This window comes from Pseudomonas sp. HMSC057H01 (assembly GCF_001836405.1).
GTDB lineage: Bacteria > Pseudomonadota > Gammaproteobacteria > Pseudomonadales > Pseudomonadaceae > Pseudomonas > Pseudomonas aeruginosa.
This window is the reverse complement of the sequence record NZ_KV828484.1, coordinates 31,453-47,437: the sequence shown is the minus strand read 5'-3', so window position 1 is coordinate 47,437 and position 15,985 is coordinate 31,453. Positions and strand designations below refer to the sequence as shown.

Genomic DNA, 15,985 nt, shown 5'->3' with positions numbered 1-15,985 from the left:
ACCCGCGCAACGTGGTGCCCGAGTCGAAGATGCCTGCCTACCCGTGGCTGGTAGAGAACAAGCTTGATGGCAAGGACACCGCCACCAAGATGGAAGTCCTGCGCAAGCTGGGCGTGCCTTACACCGACGAGGACATCGCCGGTGCACGTGAAGCCGTGAAGGGCAAGACCGAGATGGACGCCCTGGTGGCGTTCCTTCAAGGCCTGGGAACCTCTATCAAGAGCAAACGGTGAGTGTGATGGATATCGGGACTCTGCGTGGACTGGGCACCGTGGTGATCATGGTCGCCTTCATCGGCCTGGTGATCTGGGCCTACAGCGGCAAGCGCAAGAAGAGCTTCGACGAAGCGACGATGCTGCCCTTCGCAGACGATCCCGAAGCCAAAAAGCACGTCGAGCAAGCTTCTAGGAGTAACAAAGAATGACGACCTTCTGGAGTCTGTACATTACAGCTCTCACCCTCGGCACCCTGCTGGCGCTGACCTGGCTGATCTTCGCCACCCGCAAGGGCCAGCGCAGCAGCACCACCGACGAGACCGTGGGCCACTCCTACGACGGCATCGAGGAGTACGACAACCCGCTGCCGAAGTGGTGGTTCATGCTGTTCGTCGGCACCCTGGTGTTCGCCGTGGGCTACCTGGCCCTGTACCCGGGCCTGGGCACCTGGAAAGGCCTGATGCCGGGCTACCAGTCCGCCGACGAATTCGCCGACAAGGAAAAAGGCTGGACCGGCGTCCACCAGTGGGAAAAGGAAATGGCCAAGGCCGACGAGAAATACGGCCCGATCTTCGCCAAGTTCGCCGCGATGCCCATCGAGGAAGTCGCCAAGGATCCGCAGGCGGTGAAAATGGGCGGTCGCCTGTTCGCCTCCAACTGCTCGATCTGCCACGGCTCCGACGCCAAGGGCGCCTACGGCTTCCCCAACCTGACCGACGCCGACTGGCGCTGGGGCGGCGAGCCGGAAACCATCAAGACCACCATCATGGCTGGCCGCCACGCCGCCATGCCGGCCTGGGGTGAAGTGATCGGCGAGGAAGGCGTGAAGAACGTCGCCGCTTTCGTCCTCACCCAGATGGATGGCCGCAAGCTGCCGGAAGGCGCCAAGGCAGACATCGAGGCCGGCAAGCAGGTCTTCGCCACCACCTGCGTCGCCTGCCACGGTCCGGAAGGCAAGGGCACCCCAGCGATGGGCGCTCCCGATCTGACCCACCCCGGCGCGTTCATCTACGGCTCCAGCTTCGCGCAACTGCAGCAGACCATCCGCTACGGTCGCCAGGGCGTGATGCCGGCGCAACAGGAACACCTGGGCAACGACAAGGTGCACCTGCTGGCCGCCTACGTATACAGCCTGTCGCACGGCGAGAAGAGCGCCGAATAAGCGCTCCCCTCCCCCACGACCCAGACGGCGCCGGCAACCCCGGCGCCGTTTTATTTTGTGCAAAAGAAAAGCGCGAATGGGACAATACGCGACCAAAAGTCGCACAGTTACCGCAAAAAGCCTGATAGATCAGGCGTATAATCAGTAGGCGTGCAACTATTTTCTGACCCTGTCGGCATGTACCGGCCGGGCGCCCCCCACTGCCGTGGTACGCACTGATGAGCAAACAGATTCCCGTTCAAGACGTCACCCCGCCTGCCAAGGGCGACACCAATAACAACGATCTCTACGCCAAGCGCGAGAAGATCTACACCCGGGCCTTCACCGGTATCTTCCGCCGACTGCGCATGGTGGGCGGTGCGGCGCTCTTCCTCCTCTACTTCGGAACCGTCTGGCTCAACTGGAGCGGTCGCCAGGCCGTCTGGTGGGACCTGCCCGAGCGCAAGTTCTACATCTTCGGCGCCACCTTCTGGCCGCAGGACTTCATGCTGCTGTCCTGGCTGCTGATCGTCTGCGCCTTCGGCCTGTTCTTCATCACCGTGTTCGCCGGCCGCGTCTGGTGCGGCTATACCTGCCCGCAGAGCGTATGGACCTGGATCTACATGTGGTGCGAGAAGGTCACCGAAGGCGACCGCAACCAGCGCATCAAGCTGGACAAGGCCCCGATGAGCGGCAACAAGCTGCTGCGCAAGACCGCCAAGCACAGCCTGTGGCTGCTGATCGGCCTGGTCACCGGCCTGACCTTCGTCGGCTACTTCTCGCCGATCCGCGAGCTGATTCCCGAGCTGCTCACCGGCCAGGCCGACGGCTGGGCCTACTTCTGGGTCGGCTTCTTCACCCTGGCCACCTACGGCAACGCCGGCTGGCTGCGCGAGCAGGTGTGCATCTACATGTGCCCCTACGCGCGCTTCCAGAGCGTGATGTTCGACAAGGACACCCTGATCGTCTCCTACGATCCGCGTCGTGGCGAGAAGCGCGGCCCGCGCAAGAAGTCCCTCGACTACAAGGCCCAGGGCCTGGGCGACTGCATCGACTGCACGATGTGCGTGCAGGTCTGCCCGACCGGCATCGACATCCGCGACGGCCTGCAGATCGAGTGCATCGGCTGCGCCGCGTGCATCGACGCCTGCGACAGCATCATGGAGAAGATGAACTACCCGAAAGGGCTGATCAGCTACACCACCGAGCACAACCTCAACGGCCAGAAGACCCACCTGGCCCGGCCGCGCCTGATCGGCTACGCCATCGCCCTGGTGCTGATGATCTCCGCCCTGATCACCGCGGTGGTCCTGCGTCCGCTGGTCGGCTTCGACGTCAGCAAGGACCGCGTGCTCTACCGCGAGAACGAACTCGGCCGCATCGAGAACGTGTACAGCCTGAAGATCATGAACAAGGATCAGCAGGACCACACCTACATCCTCGGCGCCAAGGGCCTCGAAGGCCTGACCCTGGAAGGCCGGCGCGAGCTGAAGGTGGCGGCGGGCGACATCCTCAACCTGCCGATGGAACTGTCCATCGAGCCGGAGAAGCTGCCTTCGACCACCAACGAGATCGTCTTCACCATCGAGTCGGCCGACGACCCGAGCATCCATAAAGAAGCGAAGAGTCGCTTCATTGGCCCACGCACCCGTTGAGTAACTTGAGCATGCAGTCCGAGACCCACCCTCAACCCTGGTACAAACACTTCTGGGCCTGGTTCATCGTGGCCCTCCTGGCGACCTCGGTGGTGCTCGGGCTGAGCCTGGTCACCATCGCGGTGCGCAACCAGGACACCCTGGTCACCGACAACTACTACGAGGCCGGCAAGGGCATCAACCGCTCCCTGGAACGCGAGAACCTGGCCGTACGCCTGCAAGTGCACGCCAAGGTCAAGGTCGACGACCTGACCGGCGAAGTCGAAGTGCGACTGACCGGCAACAGCCGTCCGGAGCAACTCACCCTCAACCTGATCTCGCCGACCCAGCCGGAGAAGGACCGCCGCGTGGAGCTGCTGCGCAGCAACTCCGACCGCGAGCGCTACGTCGGGCAACTGACCGACGCCGTCGAGGGCCGTCGCTTCGTCGAACTGCTCGGCCAGGAAGGCAGCGGCCAGTGGCGCCTGTTCGAGGAAGAGGTGGTATCGCCGACCGTGGTCATGGAGCTGGGTGACGAACCGCTCCAGGGAGCAGAAGCGAAGCGCCCATGAGCGCCCCCCTGCCCTGCTACCACTGCGGCTTGCCGGTCCCCGCCGGCAGCCGCTTCGAGGCCCGCGTGCTCGGCGAGACGCGGGCCATGTGCTGTCCGGGCTGCCAGGCGGTGGCCGAGGCCATCGTCGCCGGCGGCCTGGAAAGCTACTACCGGCACCGCAGCGAAAACGCCGCCAACCCCGAGGCCTTGCCCAAGGCGCTCAGCGAAGAGTTGCAGCTCTACGACCGCCCGGACGTACAGGGCGGCTTCGTCCGCCATGAGGGCGAGCTGGCGGAAACCAGCCTGATGATCGAAGGCATCAGTTGCGCCGCCTGCGGCTGGCTGATCGAGAAGCACCTGCGCCAGTTGCCTGGCGTGGCCGAGGCGCGGCTCAACCTGTCCAACCATCGCCTGCACGTGCGCTGGCAGGACAGCCAGTTGCCGCTCAGCCAGTTGCTCGGCGAACTGCGCCAGATCGGCTATGCCGGCCATCCCTACCAACCCGACCACGCCACCGAGCGCCTGGCCATGGAGAACCGCCGCGCCCTGCGCCAGCTCGGTGTCGCCGGGCTGCTGTGGATCCAGGTGATGATGGCGGTGATGGCGACCTGGCCGGAATTCAACCTCGACCTTTCCGCCGGCATGGACCGCATCCTGCGCTGGGTCAGCCTGATCCTCACCACGCCGATCGTCTTCTACTGCTGCGGCCAGTTCTTCCGTGGCGCCCTGCGCGACCTGCGCACCCGCCACCTGACCATGGACGTCTCGGTGTCGCTGGCGATCGGCGGCGCCTACGTCGCCGGCATCTGGTCGACGATCACCGGCCAGGGCGAGCTGTATTTCGACGCGGTCGGCATGTTCGCCCTGTTCCTCCTCGCCGGCCGCTACCTCGAACGCCGCGCGCGGGAGCGCACCGCCGCCTCCACCGCGCAACTGGTCAACCTGCTGCCGGCGTCCTGCCTGCGCCTGGACGCCGCCAACCAGGGCGAGCGCATCCTGCTCAGCGAACTGCGCGTCGGCGACCGCGTGCTGGTACCGCCAGGCGCCGTGCTGCCGGCCGACGGAGTGATCCTCGACGGCCAGTCCAGCGTCGACGAGTCGCTGCTCACCGGCGAGTACCTGCCCCATCCACGCCAGGCCGGCGACACCGTCACCGGCGGTACCCTGAACGTCGAGGGGCCGCTGACCGTCGAGGTCGGCGCCCTTGGCGACGACAGCCGCCTGTCGGCCATCGTCCGCCTGCTGGAACGCGCCCAGGCGGACAAGCCGCGCCTGGCGGAACTGGCCGACAAGGTGGCGCAGTGGTTCCTGCTCATCGTCCTGCTGGTCGCCGCAGCGGTCGGCGCGCTGTGGTGGCAGGTCGACCACCAGCGCGCCTTCTGGGTGGTGCTGTCGCTGCTGGTCGCCACCTGCCCCTGCGCCCTGTCGCTGGCCACGCCCACCGCGCTCACCGCGGCCACCGGCAGCCTGCACAAGCTCGGCCTGCTGATCACGCGCGGGCACGTGCTGGAAGGGCTGAACCACATCGACACGGTAATCTTCGACAAGACCGGCACCCTCACCGAAGGCCGCCTGACGCTCAAGCAGGTGCTACCCCTGCGCGATCTCGACGCGGATCGCTGCCTGGCCCTCGCCGCCGCCCTCGAGAACCGTTCCGAACACCCCATCGCCCGCGCCTTCGGCCGTGCGCCGGAGGCCGCCGACAGCGTCGCAAGCCATCCGGGACTGGGCCTCGAAGGCCTGGTGGAAGGCCGCCGCCTGCGCATCGGCCAGGCCGCCTTCGTCAGCAACCTGGGCGGCAGCGCCACGCCCGCGATGCCCGGCGACTCCGGACAGTGGCTGCTGCTCGGCGACGAGCAGGGACCGCTGGCCTGGTTCGGTCTCGACGACCGCCTGCGCAGCGACGCCCCCGCCCTGCTCGCCGCCTGCAAGGCGCGCGGCTGGCGCACCCTCCTGCTATCCGGCGACGCCTCGCCGATGGTCGCCAGCGTCGCTGCCGAACTGGGCATCGACGAAGCCCGCGGCGGCCTGACCCCGGACGACAAGCTGGCCATGCTCGAACGCCTGCACGGCGAGGGCCGCCGGGTGCTGATGCTCGGCGACGGAGTCAACGACGTACCGGTGCTCGCCGGTGCCGACATCAGCGTCGCCATGGGCAGCGCCACCGACCTGGCCAAGACCAGCGCCGACGCGGTGCTCCTGTCCAACCGCCTGGACAGCCTGGTGCAGGCTTTCCGGCTGGCGCGCCGCACCCGCCATATCATCATCGAGAACCTGGCCTGGGCCAGCCTGTACAATGGCCTGGTCCTGCCCTTCGCCGCGCTCGGCTGGATCACCCCGGGCTGGGCGGCGATCGGCATGTCGGTCAGTTCGCTGCTGGTGGTGGTCAACGCCCTGCGGCTGACCCGAATCCCTTCGCCGAGGTCCGTATGGCCGCGCTCTACATCCTGATCCCCGTCGCGATCGTCATCGTCGCCATCGCCATCTACGTGTTCTTCTGGGCGGTGGACAGCGGCCAGTACGACGATCTCGACGGCCCCGCCCACAGCATTCTCTTCGACGACGAAGACCCGAAGCACCAGGCCGGCGTCGACGAAGCGGAGAAGCCGTCGAAACCCGAGGACCGACCGCGTGGCTGAACTGGCGCCGTTGCTGGTTTCCGCGCTGATCCTCGGCCTGCTCGGGGGAGGCCACTGCCTGGGCATGTGCGGCGGCCTGATGGGCGCCCTGACCCTGGCCATTCCCGCCGAACAGCGCGGCCGTCGTCTGCGCCTGCTGCTGGCCTACAACCTCGGCCGCATCCTCAGCTACGCCTGCGCCGGCCTGCTGCTCGGCCTGGCCGGCTGGGCGGTGGCGCGCACCCCGTTGGCCGGCGCGCTGCGGGTGGTCGCCGGGCTGCTGCTGATCGCCATGGGACTCTACCTGGCCGGCTGGTGGAGCGGCCTGACCCGCGTCGAGGCGCTCGGTCGCGGCCTCTGGCGCCACCTGGAACCCTTCGCCCGGCGCCTGCTGCCGGTCTCCAGCCTGCCACGGGCCCTGCTGCTCGGAGCGATCTGGGGCTGGCTGCCCTGCGGGCTGGTCTACAGCACCCTGCTCTGGGCCACCAGCCAGGGATCGGCACTGGACAGCGCGCTGCTGATGCTGGCGTTCGGCCTCGGCACCTGGCCGGTTCTGCTGGCCACCGGCATGGCCGCCGAACGGGTGACCGCCCTGCTGCGCCGTCGCGGCGTACGCATCGTGGGCGGCCTGATGGTCATCCTCTTCGGCCTCTGGACCCTCCCAGGACCGCACCAGGCCTGGCTGATGGGGCATTGACGGACGCCCGTCCCAACATCGGGCGACACATCCTGTATACATTCACCCGCTTGATACAAATCAACAGGCCTTCCCGGCGCAATCCCTAGACTTCCCGACTAAAGCTCGCCAACTGGGGATCTCTGGCATGCTCGACACCATTCGCTGGGACGCTGACCTGATTCGGCGCTACGACCTTTCCGGCCCGCGTTACACCTCCTATCCGACCGCCGTGCAGTTCCACGAAGGCATCGGCCCGTTCGACCAGTTGCACGCCCTGCGCGACAGCCGGAAGGCCGGACACCCCCTGTCGCTCTACGTGCACATCCCGTTCTGCGCCAACATCTGCTACTACTGCGCCTGCAACAAGGTGATCACCAAGGATCGCGGGCGCAGCGCGCCGTACCTCGCGCGCCTGGTCCGCGAGATCGAGATCGTCAGCCGCCACCTCTCCCGCGAGCAGGTGGTCGAGCAACTGCACTTCGGTGGCGGAACCCCGACCTTCCTCAGTCCCGGCCAGTTGCGCGAACTCATGTCGCAATTGCGCACCCACCTCAACCTGCTGGACGACGATTCGGGCGACTACGGCATCGAGATCGACCCACGCGAGGCCGACTGGTCGACCATGGGCCTGCTCCGCGAACTCGGTTTCAACCGCGTCAGCCTCGGCGTACAGGACTTCGACATGGAGGTGCAGAAGGCGGTCAACCGCATGCAGACCCCGGAGGAGACCCGTACCATCGTCGAGGCCGCGCGCACCCTGCAGTACCGCTCGATCAACCTCGACCTGATCTACGGACTGCCGAAACAGACGCCGGACAGCTTCGCCCGCACGGTCGACGAAGTGATCGCGCTACAGCCGGATCGCCTCTCGGTGTTCAACTACGCCCACCTGCCCGAGCGTTTCATGCCGCAGCGGCGGATCAACGCCGACGACCTGCCGAGCCCGGGCCAGAAGCTGGAAATGCTCCAGCGCACCACCGAGCAACTCGCCGCGGCGGGCTACCGCTATATCGGCATGGATCACTTCGCCCTGCCCGACGACGAGCTGGCCAGCGCCCAGGAAGACGGCACCCTGCAACGCAATTTCCAGGGCTACACCACGCACGGGCACTGTGACCTGGTAGGTCTCGGGGTCTCGGCGATCAGCCAGATCGGCGACCTCTACAGCCAGAACAGCAGCGACATCAACGACTACCAGACCAGCCTCGACAACGGCCAGTTGGCGATCCGTCGCGGCCTGCACTGCAACAGCGACGACCGGGTGCGGCGCGCGGTGATCCAGCAACTGATCTGCCACTTTGAACTGGCCTTCGAGGATATCGAGACGGAGTTCGGCATCGACTTCCGCAGCTACTTCGCCGAGCTGTGGCCCGACCTCGAACGCTTCGCCGCCGACGGCCTGATCCGCCTGGACGCCAAGGGCATCGACATCACCTCCTCCGGGCGTCTGCTGGTGCGTTCGATCTGCATGCTGTTCGACCGCTACCTGCCCAGCCTCAACCGGCAGCGCTTCTCCCGGGTGATCTGAAAGCGCACCGCCCTGCCCGCACGACAGGGCGGTGAATCCCCGCCCCTTCTACCGGCTGCCCATGACCCTCATGATCAGCGCCGGGTCGCTGATACCCATCTCCTTGATGGCCGATGCCATCGCTGCCGTTGCCGTCTGCAGGGCGGAGTTGAGTTGTTGCAACTCCTTCTGCAACTCAGGCACGCGAGCCTCCTTCGCCCCCGGATCGGACGACCTCATGGCCTCCTGCAGCTCCCTGAGCTTCTCTTCGATCTTCTTCTTCAACTCGCGGATCATCTTCACCATCGGCCGCAACTCCTGCGGGATATCCTCGTCCTCCTCCTCCACCGGCACCCCCATGGTGGCGGCCAGCTCGCGCCCTGCCTGGGAAAGCCGTACATGCTGATCGGCGGCGTCGGTACCGGCGGCCGGGTCTTCCGCCTGCTCGGCGGTGCCGGTCCGCGCGGCCTTGGCATCCGCGGCGGCGCGCGACGAGGGCGGCACCTGGGTGGTGATCCAGCCACTGAGGGTCAACATTCCAGTCACTCCGGGAAAAATGGAATTCTTCCATTGGATCGGCCCACGCGTCGCGAACTTGAGCCCCCTTTTCGTCGCCCCTTGACAGGGTGCGACAGGTAGTCGCAGTTGTTTGACGCAAGTCACTGATTGGAAACGCCATCGGCCTGTCAGAAATGATCGTTGCCAGACCTATGGCTGGCACCCGCATCGCGGCTGCGTTACCCTTACTCCTGTTGTGCCTTTAACCTAGCAAGGACCCCTCAATGGCCGAAACCATCAAGGTGCGCGCACTGCCCCAAGCACACTGCAAGGATTGCAGTCTGGCCCCGCTGTGCCTCCCCCTGTCGCTGACCGTGGAAGACATGGATTCGCTGGACGAGATCGTCAAGCGCGGTCGTCCCCTGAAGAAAGGCGAATTCCTGTTCCGCCAGGGCGATCCTTTCGGCTCGGTCTTTGCCGTGCGCTCCGGCGCCCTGAAAACCTTCAGCATCACCGATGCCGGCGAAGAGCAGATCACCGGCTTCCACCTGCCCAGCGAGCTGGTCGGCCTGTCCGGGATGGATACCGAGACCTATCCGGTATCCGCCCAGGCCCTGGAAACCACCTCGGTCTGCGAGATTCCCTTCGAGCGCCTGGACGAACTGTCCGAGCAGCTGCCGCAACTGCGCCGCCAACTGATGCGCCTGATGAGCCGGGAAATCCGCGATGACCAGCAGATGATGCTGCTGCTGTCGAAGAAGACTGCCGACGAGCGCATCGCCACCTTCCTGGTCAACCTGTCGGCGCGCTTCCGTGCCCGTGGCTTCTCCGCCCAGCAGTTCCGCCTGGCCATGTCGCGCAACGAGATCGGCAACTATCTCGGCCTGGCCGTAGAAACCGTGTCGCGGGTCTTCACCCGCTTCCAGCAGAACGGCCTGATCAGCGCGGAAGGCAAGGAAGTGCACATCCTCGACTCCATCGAGCTGTGCGCCCTCGCCGGCGGCCAGCTGGAAGGCTGAAGCGCCTGCGAACCGCCAACGGGCCCGCCTCAGCGCGGGCCCGTTGTATGATGGGCCCCGAAAAACGCCCAGCCCAGGATCTTCCATGATTTTCGACGAGTTCACCCTCAAGTCGCAGATCCGCGCCGTGCCGGACTTTCCCAAGCCCGGCGTGGTGTTCCGCGACATCACCCCGCTGTTCCAGTCGCCACGCGCGCTGCGCATGACCGTGGACAGCTTCGTCCAGCGCTACATCGAGGCCGATTTCAGCCACATCGGCGCCATGGATGCCCGCGGCTTCCTCATCGGCTCGGCGGTGGCCTATGCGCTGAACAAGCCGCTGGTCCTGTTCCGCAAGCAGGGCAAGCTACCCGCCGACGTACTCGCCGAGGGCTACCAGACCGAATACGGCGAGGCCTTCCTCGAAGTACATGCCGACAGCCTCTGCGAAGGCGACAGCGTACTGATCTTCGACGACCTCATCGCCACCGGCGGGACCCTGCTGGCGGCCGCGAGCCTGGTACGACGCCTCGGGGCCAGGGTCTTCGAGGCCGCGGCGATCATCGACCTGCCGGAACTCGGCGGCTCCACTCGCCTGCAGGACGCCGGCATCTCCACCTTCAGTCTCACCGCGTTCGCTCTCGACGAGCGTTGATACGCCGGGGCGCGCCCTGGCGCCCCGCGTTCGCTCCTTGCGCCCCATCTTCCGTCTGGTCGAGCCGACCTGGCCATTAATGACTTCGAAATGGCCAGGAATGACCTCCCGCTGTTGGACAATCCTGCAATAATTACATCAGCTAATGACACATTCAGAGGTGTTATAGCGAGCTCGCCATAGGGAACCCGAGGAAACCTGCGCGTTTCCCCTCCCCAGAACAACAAAAGGAGTTAGCCATGACTGCCACTGGCACCGCCTCCCCGGTTCGCGCCAATTTCCCCGTGCGGCGGATGGATTTCAGCTTCAGCGAAACCCCGAAGTACTGGTGGGACGGCCAACCCTTCATGACCCAGTTCATGAACAACCTGTCCTCGCTCTTCCCCTACGGCGAAAAATTCTTCGTCGATAGCGTGCGCGCGGTGCGCGACCGCCTGGAGGATCCGCAACTGAAGAAGGACGTCAGCGCCTTCATCGGCCAGGAGGCGATGCACTCGAAGGAGCATGCCGCCTACAACGAATATGCCGAGGAGCACGGGGTCGACCTGGAGTGCCTCGAACTGCGGATCAAGGTCCTGCTGGAAAACGTCAGCAAGGTCACCACCAGGAAACACCAGTTGGCGATCACCTGCGCCCTCGAGCATTTCACCGCGACCATGGCCGCGCAGTTGCTCAAGCGCGAAGACCTGACCATCCAGATGCAGTCGCCGAAGATGTACAAGCTGTGGATGTGGCATGCCATCGAGGAGAACGAACACAAGAATGTCGCCTACGATGTGTACCAGAAAGTCTACGGCGGCTACTTCACCCGGGTTCTGGTGATGATGCTGACCACCCTGATGTTCTTCGGCGTCATCGGCTGGTTCCAGCTCGACCTGCTACGCAAGGACGGCCAATTGTTCAACTGGCGCTCCTGGAAGCATGGCCTGGGCACCCTGTTCGGCCTGCGCAAGGGCTTCTTCACCCGCCTGCTGCTGCCCTACCTGGACTACTACCGGCCGGGCTTCCACCCCAGCGACCACGACACCGCGAAACTGGAGAAATACTGGAAGGACAAACTGGCCTTCGCCGATTGAAGCCCGCCTCCGCCAGTGCCGCTCCGCCCCCGACGCCAGGCCCCGCCTGGCGTTTCTTATTCGAGAGAAGAACAGGATATTGCACACGGAAAAGCCTCCGTTTCGACTACCGTTCCTGAATCCGCCATTTTACGGAGGAAATAATTAGTCAATTCCTATCGATTGGCTTTTTACGATGCCCTGAGGTAATATCATGTTCATTATGTTGAACACTAAGGCATTACCTCTCCCCACTTCCCGTCTGGTCTCCCGCGAGCGTCACTGGACCGGCGACCTCTAGCTCCCTCCCTCGACACCTGCTGTCGGTGGCGACCGCCCCTGCGCTTCGGGGTCTTTCCCGCCCCTCGCCACCGCTCTTCGTCATCTTTGGCCGCGGCCTCCATTCCGCGGTGCCCATGGGAGGGCAACATGCGTTCCTGGATCTATCTGTTACTGGCTATCGGCGCCGAAGTGATCGGCACCACCTCGATGAAACTGGCCGCCACCCACGCCCCTGTCGCAGGCATGCTGCTGATGTACGGGATGATCGGCCTGTCCTATTTCTTCCTCGCCCTGGCGGTCAAGCGTGTCCCCGTCGGAGTCGCCTACGCCCTTTGGGAAGGCATTGGCATCGTCCTGATCACGGCGGTCAGCGTCGCCTGGCTGGGCGAAAGCATCGGCCTGTACAAGGCCGTCGGCCTCGGCGTGATGATCGCCGGCATCCTGCTGATCAAGTCCGGCACCCGCAACGCCAGCGGCACGCCGGCGCAGCCCCGTGGGGAGGCCGTCACATGCTGACCCTGAACTGGATTCCCTTCGCCTGGCTCGGCCTGGCGATCGCCCTCGAGGTCGTCGCCAACCTGCTGTTGAAATACTCCGACGGTTTCCGCAGGCGCGGCCTCGGGATCGCCTCGATCCTCTGCGTGATGGCCGCCTTCACCGCGCTGGCGCAGGCGGTGAAGGACATCGAGCTGTCACTCGCCTATGCGATCTGGGGCGGCTTCGGTATCCTCGCCACCGTCGCCATGGGCTGGGCGCTGTTCGGCCAGCGCCTGGCCTGGCGCGGCTGGCTCGGCCTGTTGCTGCTGCTGGTCGGCATGAGCCTGCTCAAGCTGGCCTGACGCCTCGGCGTCCAACGAAACGCCCATCATCTGCAGGACCGCGGCGCCGGTGAACAACAGCAGTATCTGTTCCTCGCCCAGGGCGCAGATTTCCCGACGCCGCTCCGGCTGGCCGATATAGTCCAGCGACAACTGAAACAGCTGGCGGCCGATCAGGCTGGAGAGGCGGCGGATGGTCGCCTCGCTCACCGCCGGCAACAACCTGAATTCGATGATGTCCTCCGACATGTCCTCGGCGAACTCATCCATGATCTGACGCAGGGCACCACGCAGCACCGGCGAAGCCCCATGCAGTTCGCGCACGCCGACGATGAACGCGGCGGGATTGCTCTCCACGAAGTCGAAGAACAGCCGCACCGTCTCCCGGCAGACCCGCCGCCCCCTTTCCAGGTCCAGGCCGAACGGTGTCGTCTGCGGCCTGGCACAAGGCGCCGCACGGGTCGCGGCCTCGCGGCGAAGCTGGCGCAGCGGCTGGCGCAGCTGGGTAGAGATGTCGCGGATCATGGTCAGGCCAAGATCGTCGATATCGCGGAAATGCCGATAGAAGGTGTTCGGATTCAGGCCCGCCTCGCGCGCCAGCTCGCGCAAGCCGATGGCCCCCAGGCTGCGGCTGCTGCTGCCCAGGCGCAAGGCCGCCTCCAGCAAGGCGCGTTTGCCGGGAGCGTCGGCAACCCTGTCCTTCGTTTCGTTCATATCGCTCTGTTCCACCTGGTTGTTTCCATGCGCCACAGGTTCGGCCGTTGCGCCGCCCCGACCCTACCTAAGGTTGGCTTGACCCTGAAGTATACAGATGTCTACATTCGCAGGTAGACGAGTGTATACGCCAGCAAACAATCATAACAGGAGCTTGGCCATGAGTACCCAACCCACCCCTGCCGCCGCCCGGCACTGCAAGGTCGCCATCATCGGCACCGGTTTCTCCGGGCTGGGGATGGCGATCCGTCTCCGCCAGGAAGGCGAGGACGACTTCCTGATCTTCGAAAAGGACGCCGGCGTCGGCGGCACCTGGAGAGTCAACAACTACCCTGGCTGCGCCTGCGACGTGCAATCCCACGTCTATTCCTTCTCCTTCGAAGCGAACCCGGAGTGGACGCGGATGTTCGCCCGCCAGCCGGAAATCCGCGCCTATCTGGAGAAGTGCTGGGAAAAATACCGCTTGCAGGAAAAGACCCTGCTGAACACCGAGATCGGCAAACTGGCCTGGGACGAGCGGCAAAGCCTCTGGCACCTGCATGACGCCCAGGGCAACCATTACACCGCGAACGCCGTGGTTTCCGGTATGGGCGGCCTGTCCACCCCGGCCTATCCGCGCCTCGATGGCCTGGAGAACTTCCAGGGCAAGGTCTTCCATTCCCAGCAGTGGGACCATGACTACGACCTCAAGGGCAAGCGCGTGGCGGTGATCGGCACCGGCGCCTCGGCGATCCAGTTCGTCCCGGAGATCCAGCCGCTGGTGGCCGCGCTCGATCTCTACCAGCGCACTCCGCCATGGATCCTGCCCAAACCCGACCGGGCGATCAGCGAAACCGAGCGCCGGCGCTTCCGGCGCTTCCCGCTGGTGCAAAAGCTCTGGCGCGGCGGCCTCTACAGCCTGCTCGAAGGGCGGGTGCTGGGCTTCACCTTCGCCCCGCAGGTGATGAAGCTGGTGCAGCGCCTGGCGATCCGCCACATCCACAAGCAGATCAAGGATCCGGAACTGCGCCGCAAGGTCACGCCGGACTACACCATCGGCTGCAAGCGCATCCTCATGTCGCACAACTACTATCCGGCCCTGGCTGCCGCCAATTCCACGGTGATCACCGAAGGCATCCGCGCCGTCACCGCCAACGGAATCGTCGACGGCAACGGCCGGGAACGCGAGGTCGACGCGATCATCTTCGGTACCGGCTTCACCGCCAACGACCCTATCCCCCGCGGAGTGGTATTCGGTCGCGACGGCCGCGACCTGCTGGACAGCTGGACCAAGGGCCCGGAAGCCTACAAGGGCACTACCACCGCCGGCTTCCCCAACCTGTTCTTCCTGATGGGACCGAACACCGGCCTCGGCCACAACTCGATGGTCTACATGATCGAGTCGCAGATCGCCTACGTCCTCGATGCGCTGAAGCTGATGAAGCGCCGCGAACTGCTCAGTCTCGAGGTCAAGGCCCCGGTGCAGGAACGCTACAACGAATACCTCCAGCGCAAGCTGGACCGCAGCGTCTGGAGCGTGGGCGGTTGCAAGAGCTGGTACCTGCATCCGGTCAGCGGCCGCAACTGCACCCTGTGGCCGGGATTCACCTGGCGCTTCCGTGCCCTGACCCGGCAGTTCGACGCCTCCGCCTACCACCTCACCACGACACCGCTCGCCGCCCTGAGCAACGAAGCCCGCCAACAGGCCGAAGGGGTACCCGCATGAAGTCGTTCGAAAACAAAGTCGCCGCCATCACCGGCGCAGGCTCGGGCATCGGTCGCGCCCTGGCCGTGGAGCTGGGCAGGCAGGGTTGCCATCTGGCCCTGGCCGACGTCAATGCCGCAGCTCTCGAGGAAACCCGCCAATTGCTCGCCAGCAGCGGGGTACGCGTCTCCACCGCGGTCGTCGACGTGGCCGACCGCGAGCAGGTGCAGGCCTGGGCCGACAAGGCAGCCAGCGAACATGGCCGGGTGAACCTGATCTTCAACAACGCGGGCGTCGCCCACGCCGGTACCGTGGAAGGCAGCGACTACTCGGAATACGAGTGGATCATGAACATCAACTTCTGGGGCGTGGTGAACGGCACCAAGGCGTTCCTTCCGCACCTGAAGGCCTCCGGCAACGGCCACGTGGTCAATGTCTCCAGCGTCTTCGGGCTGTTCGCCCAGCCCGGCATGAGCGCCTACAACGCCACCAAGTACGCAGTGCGTGGCTTCACCGAGTCGTTGCGCCAGGAACTGGACATGGAGGACTCCGGCGTCTCCGCCAGTTGCGTGCATCCCGGCGGGATCAAGACCAACATCGCCAAGACCGCGCGAATGAACGAGAGCATGGCCAAGGTCACCGGCCAAGCTGCCGACAAGGCTCGCCAGCAATTCAACGACCAGTTGCTGCGGACCACCCCGGAGAAGGCCGCCCAGGTCATCCTGCGCGGCGTGCAGCGCGACAGCCGGCGCATCCTGATCGGCGCCGACGCCCACGCGATCGACGTGATGCTGCGCCTGGCGCCAGTGCTCTACCAGCGCGTGGTCACCGCCAGCATGCGCCTGGCAGCGCGCTTCGCGCCGCGCCCGAAGAGCCCCCAGGGCGCCCGCGAAGCCAGCGAGTGAACAGGCCCGCCGGGTAGCCGCTAGGCTGC

The 15,985-nt window shown here is 65.4% G+C and carries 17 protein-coding genes and 1 pseudogene; 16 read left to right on the top strand and 2 right to left on the bottom strand.

The window, feature by feature from the left end; genetic code table 11:
* The 9 genes from HMPREF2581_RS18470 to hemN form a co-directional block, all read left to right on the top strand.
* Positions 1–233: cbb3-type cytochrome c oxidase subunit II (locus HMPREF2581_RS18470; RefSeq protein WP_049262849.1), on the top strand; the 233-nt coding region annotated here is incomplete at its 5' end.
* A 5-nt stretch (positions 234–238) separates the two neighbouring features.
* On the top strand, positions 239–424 hold the full coding sequence (locus HMPREF2581_RS18465; protein WP_003087298.1) for a CcoQ/FixQ family Cbb3-type cytochrome c oxidase assembly chaperone: 186 nt from the start codon (positions 239–241) through the stop codon (positions 422–424).
* Positions 421–1,377: a cytochrome-c oxidase, cbb3-type subunit III gene (gene ccoP, locus HMPREF2581_RS18460; RefSeq protein WP_003087292.1), complete on the top strand. Its 957-nt coding sequence runs from the start codon at positions 421–423 to the stop codon at positions 1,375–1,377. Before HMPREF2581_RS18465 ends, ccoP begins: the two co-directional genes overlap by 4 nt.
* Positions 1,378–1,595: 218 nt before the next feature.
* The gene (gene ccoG, locus HMPREF2581_RS18455) at positions 1,596–3,011 is read left to right on the top strand and encodes a cytochrome c oxidase accessory protein CcoG (protein ID WP_003087288.1); all 1,416 of its coding nucleotides are present in this window, start codon (positions 1,596–1,598) and stop codon (positions 3,009–3,011) included.
* A gap of 11 nt (positions 3,012–3,022) precedes the next feature.
* Entirely contained in the window at positions 3,023–3,562 is a 540-nt protein-coding gene (locus HMPREF2581_RS18450) for a FixH family protein (RefSeq protein WP_003103941.1), read from the top strand.
* The gene (locus HMPREF2581_RS18445; RefSeq protein WP_003111083.1) at positions 3,559–5,994 is read left to right on the top strand and encodes a heavy metal translocating P-type ATPase; all 2,436 of its coding nucleotides are present in this window, start codon (positions 3,559–3,561) and stop codon (positions 5,992–5,994) included. The genes HMPREF2581_RS18450 and HMPREF2581_RS18445 overlap by 4 nt, the downstream gene beginning before the upstream one ends.
* Positions 5,973–6,182: a cbb3-type cytochrome oxidase assembly protein CcoS gene (gene ccoS / locus HMPREF2581_RS18440; RefSeq protein WP_003087273.1), complete on the top strand. Its 210-nt coding sequence runs from the start codon at positions 5,973–5,975 to the stop codon at positions 6,180–6,182. Before HMPREF2581_RS18445 ends, ccoS begins: the two co-directional genes overlap by 22 nt.
* Positions 6,175–6,858 carry a sulfite exporter TauE/SafE family protein gene (locus HMPREF2581_RS18435; protein WP_003087270.1) on the top strand — a complete coding sequence of 228 codons (684 nt, stop codon included), beginning with the start codon at positions 6,175–6,177 and terminating at the stop codon, positions 6,856–6,858. Before ccoS ends, HMPREF2581_RS18435 begins: the two co-directional genes overlap by 8 nt.
* A 127-nt stretch (positions 6,859–6,985) precedes the next feature.
* The gene (gene hemN / locus HMPREF2581_RS18430; RefSeq protein WP_003087267.1) at positions 6,986–8,368 is read left to right on the top strand and encodes an oxygen-independent coproporphyrinogen III oxidase; all 1,383 of its coding nucleotides are present in this window, start codon (positions 6,986–6,988) and stop codon (positions 8,366–8,368) included.
* A gap of 48 nt (positions 8,369–8,416) precedes the next feature.
* Here the strand turns inward: hemN and HMPREF2581_RS18425 are convergent, their stop codons facing one another.
* On the bottom strand, positions 8,417–8,884 hold the full coding sequence (locus tag HMPREF2581_RS18425; protein ID WP_003140206.1) for a hypothetical protein: 468 nt from the start codon (positions 8,882–8,884) through the stop codon (positions 8,417–8,419).
* Positions 8,885–9,129: 245 nt separating this feature from the next.
* Here HMPREF2581_RS18425 and anr point away from each other — a divergent pair, with 245 nt between their 5' ends.
* The 5 genes from anr to mdtI all read left to right on the top strand — a co-directional run bounded on the left by anr (position 9,130) and on the right by mdtI (position 12,674).
* The gene (anr, locus tag HMPREF2581_RS18420) at positions 9,130–9,864 is read left to right on the top strand and encodes a transcriptional regulator Anr (protein WP_003087262.1); all 735 of its coding nucleotides are present in this window, start codon (positions 9,130–9,132) and stop codon (positions 9,862–9,864) included.
* 85 nt (positions 9,865–9,949) lie between these two features.
* Positions 9,950–10,498 carry an adenine phosphoribosyltransferase gene (locus HMPREF2581_RS18415; RefSeq protein ID WP_003087259.1) on the top strand — a complete coding sequence of 183 codons (549 nt, stop codon included), beginning with the start codon at positions 9,950–9,952 and terminating at the stop codon, positions 10,496–10,498.
* A 239-nt stretch (positions 10,499–10,737) separates the two neighbouring features.
* On the top strand, positions 10,738–11,574 hold the full coding sequence (locus tag HMPREF2581_RS18410; RefSeq protein WP_003087258.1) for a metal-dependent hydrolase: 837 nt from the start codon (positions 10,738–10,740) through the stop codon (positions 11,572–11,574).
* A gap of 408 nt (positions 11,575–11,982) precedes the next feature.
* A complete protein-coding gene (locus HMPREF2581_RS18405) occupies positions 11,983–12,351 on the top strand; it encodes a multidrug/spermidine efflux SMR transporter subunit MdtJ (protein WP_003087256.1) in 369 nt (122 codons plus the stop codon).
* Positions 12,345–12,674, top strand: coding sequence for a multidrug/spermidine efflux SMR transporter subunit MdtI (gene mdtI / locus HMPREF2581_RS32285; RefSeq protein ID WP_003140209.1), 330 nt, complete (start codon positions 12,345–12,347; stop codon positions 12,672–12,674). The genes HMPREF2581_RS18405 and mdtI overlap by 7 nt, the downstream gene beginning before the upstream one ends.
* Positions 12,675–13,199: 525 nt before the next feature.
* On the opposite strand, the pseudogene HMPREF2581_RS33585 reads toward mdtI, so the two are convergent.
* Positions 13,200–13,367 (bottom strand): annotated as a pseudogene (locus HMPREF2581_RS33585) (TetR family transcriptional regulator); the annotation flags it as partial.
* Between the two features lie 121 nt (positions 13,368–13,488).
* On the opposite strand from HMPREF2581_RS33585, the gene HMPREF2581_RS18390 reads away from it, so the two are divergent.
* The gene (locus HMPREF2581_RS18390; protein WP_003121915.1) at positions 13,489–15,072 is read left to right on the top strand and encodes a flavin-containing monooxygenase; all 1,584 of its coding nucleotides are present in this window, start codon (positions 13,489–13,491) and stop codon (positions 15,070–15,072) included.
* A complete protein-coding gene (locus tag HMPREF2581_RS18385; protein ID WP_003087246.1) occupies positions 15,069–15,956 on the top strand; it encodes an SDR family NAD(P)-dependent oxidoreductase in 888 nt (295 codons plus the stop codon). The genes HMPREF2581_RS18390 and HMPREF2581_RS18385 overlap by 4 nt, the downstream gene beginning before the upstream one ends.
* Positions 15,957–15,985 lie beyond the last annotated feature (29 nt).

Excerpts from the sequence above, each read along its gene's own strand:
- HMPREF2581_RS18465 (WP_003087298.1), top strand. The coding sequence starts at position 239 with ATGGATATCGGGACTCTGCGTGGACTGGGCACCGTGGTGATCATGGTC.
- ccoP (WP_003087292.1), top strand. The coding sequence starts at position 421 with ATGACGACCTTCTGGAGTCTGTACATTACAGCTCTCACCCTCGGCACC.
- ccoG (WP_003087288.1), top strand. The coding sequence starts at position 1,596 with ATGAGCAAACAGATTCCCGTTCAAGACGTCACCCCGCCTGCCAAGGGC.
- HMPREF2581_RS18450 (WP_003103941.1), top strand. The coding sequence starts at position 3,023 with ATGCAGTCCGAGACCCACCCTCAACCCTGGTACAAACACTTCTGGGCC.
- HMPREF2581_RS18445 (WP_003111083.1), top strand. The coding sequence starts at position 3,559 with ATGAGCGCCCCCCTGCCCTGCTACCACTGCGGCTTGCCGGTCCCCGCC.
- ccoS (WP_003087273.1), top strand. The coding sequence starts at position 5,973 with ATGGCCGCGCTCTACATCCTGATCCCCGTCGCGATCGTCATCGTCGCC.
- hemN (WP_003087267.1), top strand. The coding sequence starts at position 6,986 with ATGCTCGACACCATTCGCTGGGACGCTGACCTGATTCGGCGCTACGAC.
- HMPREF2581_RS18425 (WP_003140206.1), bottom strand. The coding sequence starts at position 8,884 with ATGTTGACCCTCAGTGGCTGGATCACCACCCAGGTGCCGCCCTCGTCG.
- anr (WP_003087262.1), top strand. The coding sequence starts at position 9,130 with ATGGCCGAAACCATCAAGGTGCGCGCACTGCCCCAAGCACACTGCAAG.
- HMPREF2581_RS18415 (WP_003087259.1), top strand. The coding sequence starts at position 9,950 with ATGATTTTCGACGAGTTCACCCTCAAGTCGCAGATCCGCGCCGTGCCG.
- HMPREF2581_RS18410 (WP_003087258.1), top strand. The coding sequence starts at position 10,738 with ATGACTGCCACTGGCACCGCCTCCCCGGTTCGCGCCAATTTCCCCGTG.
- HMPREF2581_RS18405 (WP_003087256.1), top strand. The coding sequence starts at position 11,983 with ATGCGTTCCTGGATCTATCTGTTACTGGCTATCGGCGCCGAAGTGATC.
- mdtI (WP_003140209.1), top strand. The coding sequence starts at position 12,345 with ATGCTGACCCTGAACTGGATTCCCTTCGCCTGGCTCGGCCTGGCGATC.
- HMPREF2581_RS18385 (WP_003087246.1), top strand. The coding sequence starts at position 15,069 with ATGAAGTCGTTCGAAAACAAAGTCGCCGCCATCACCGGCGCAGGCTCG.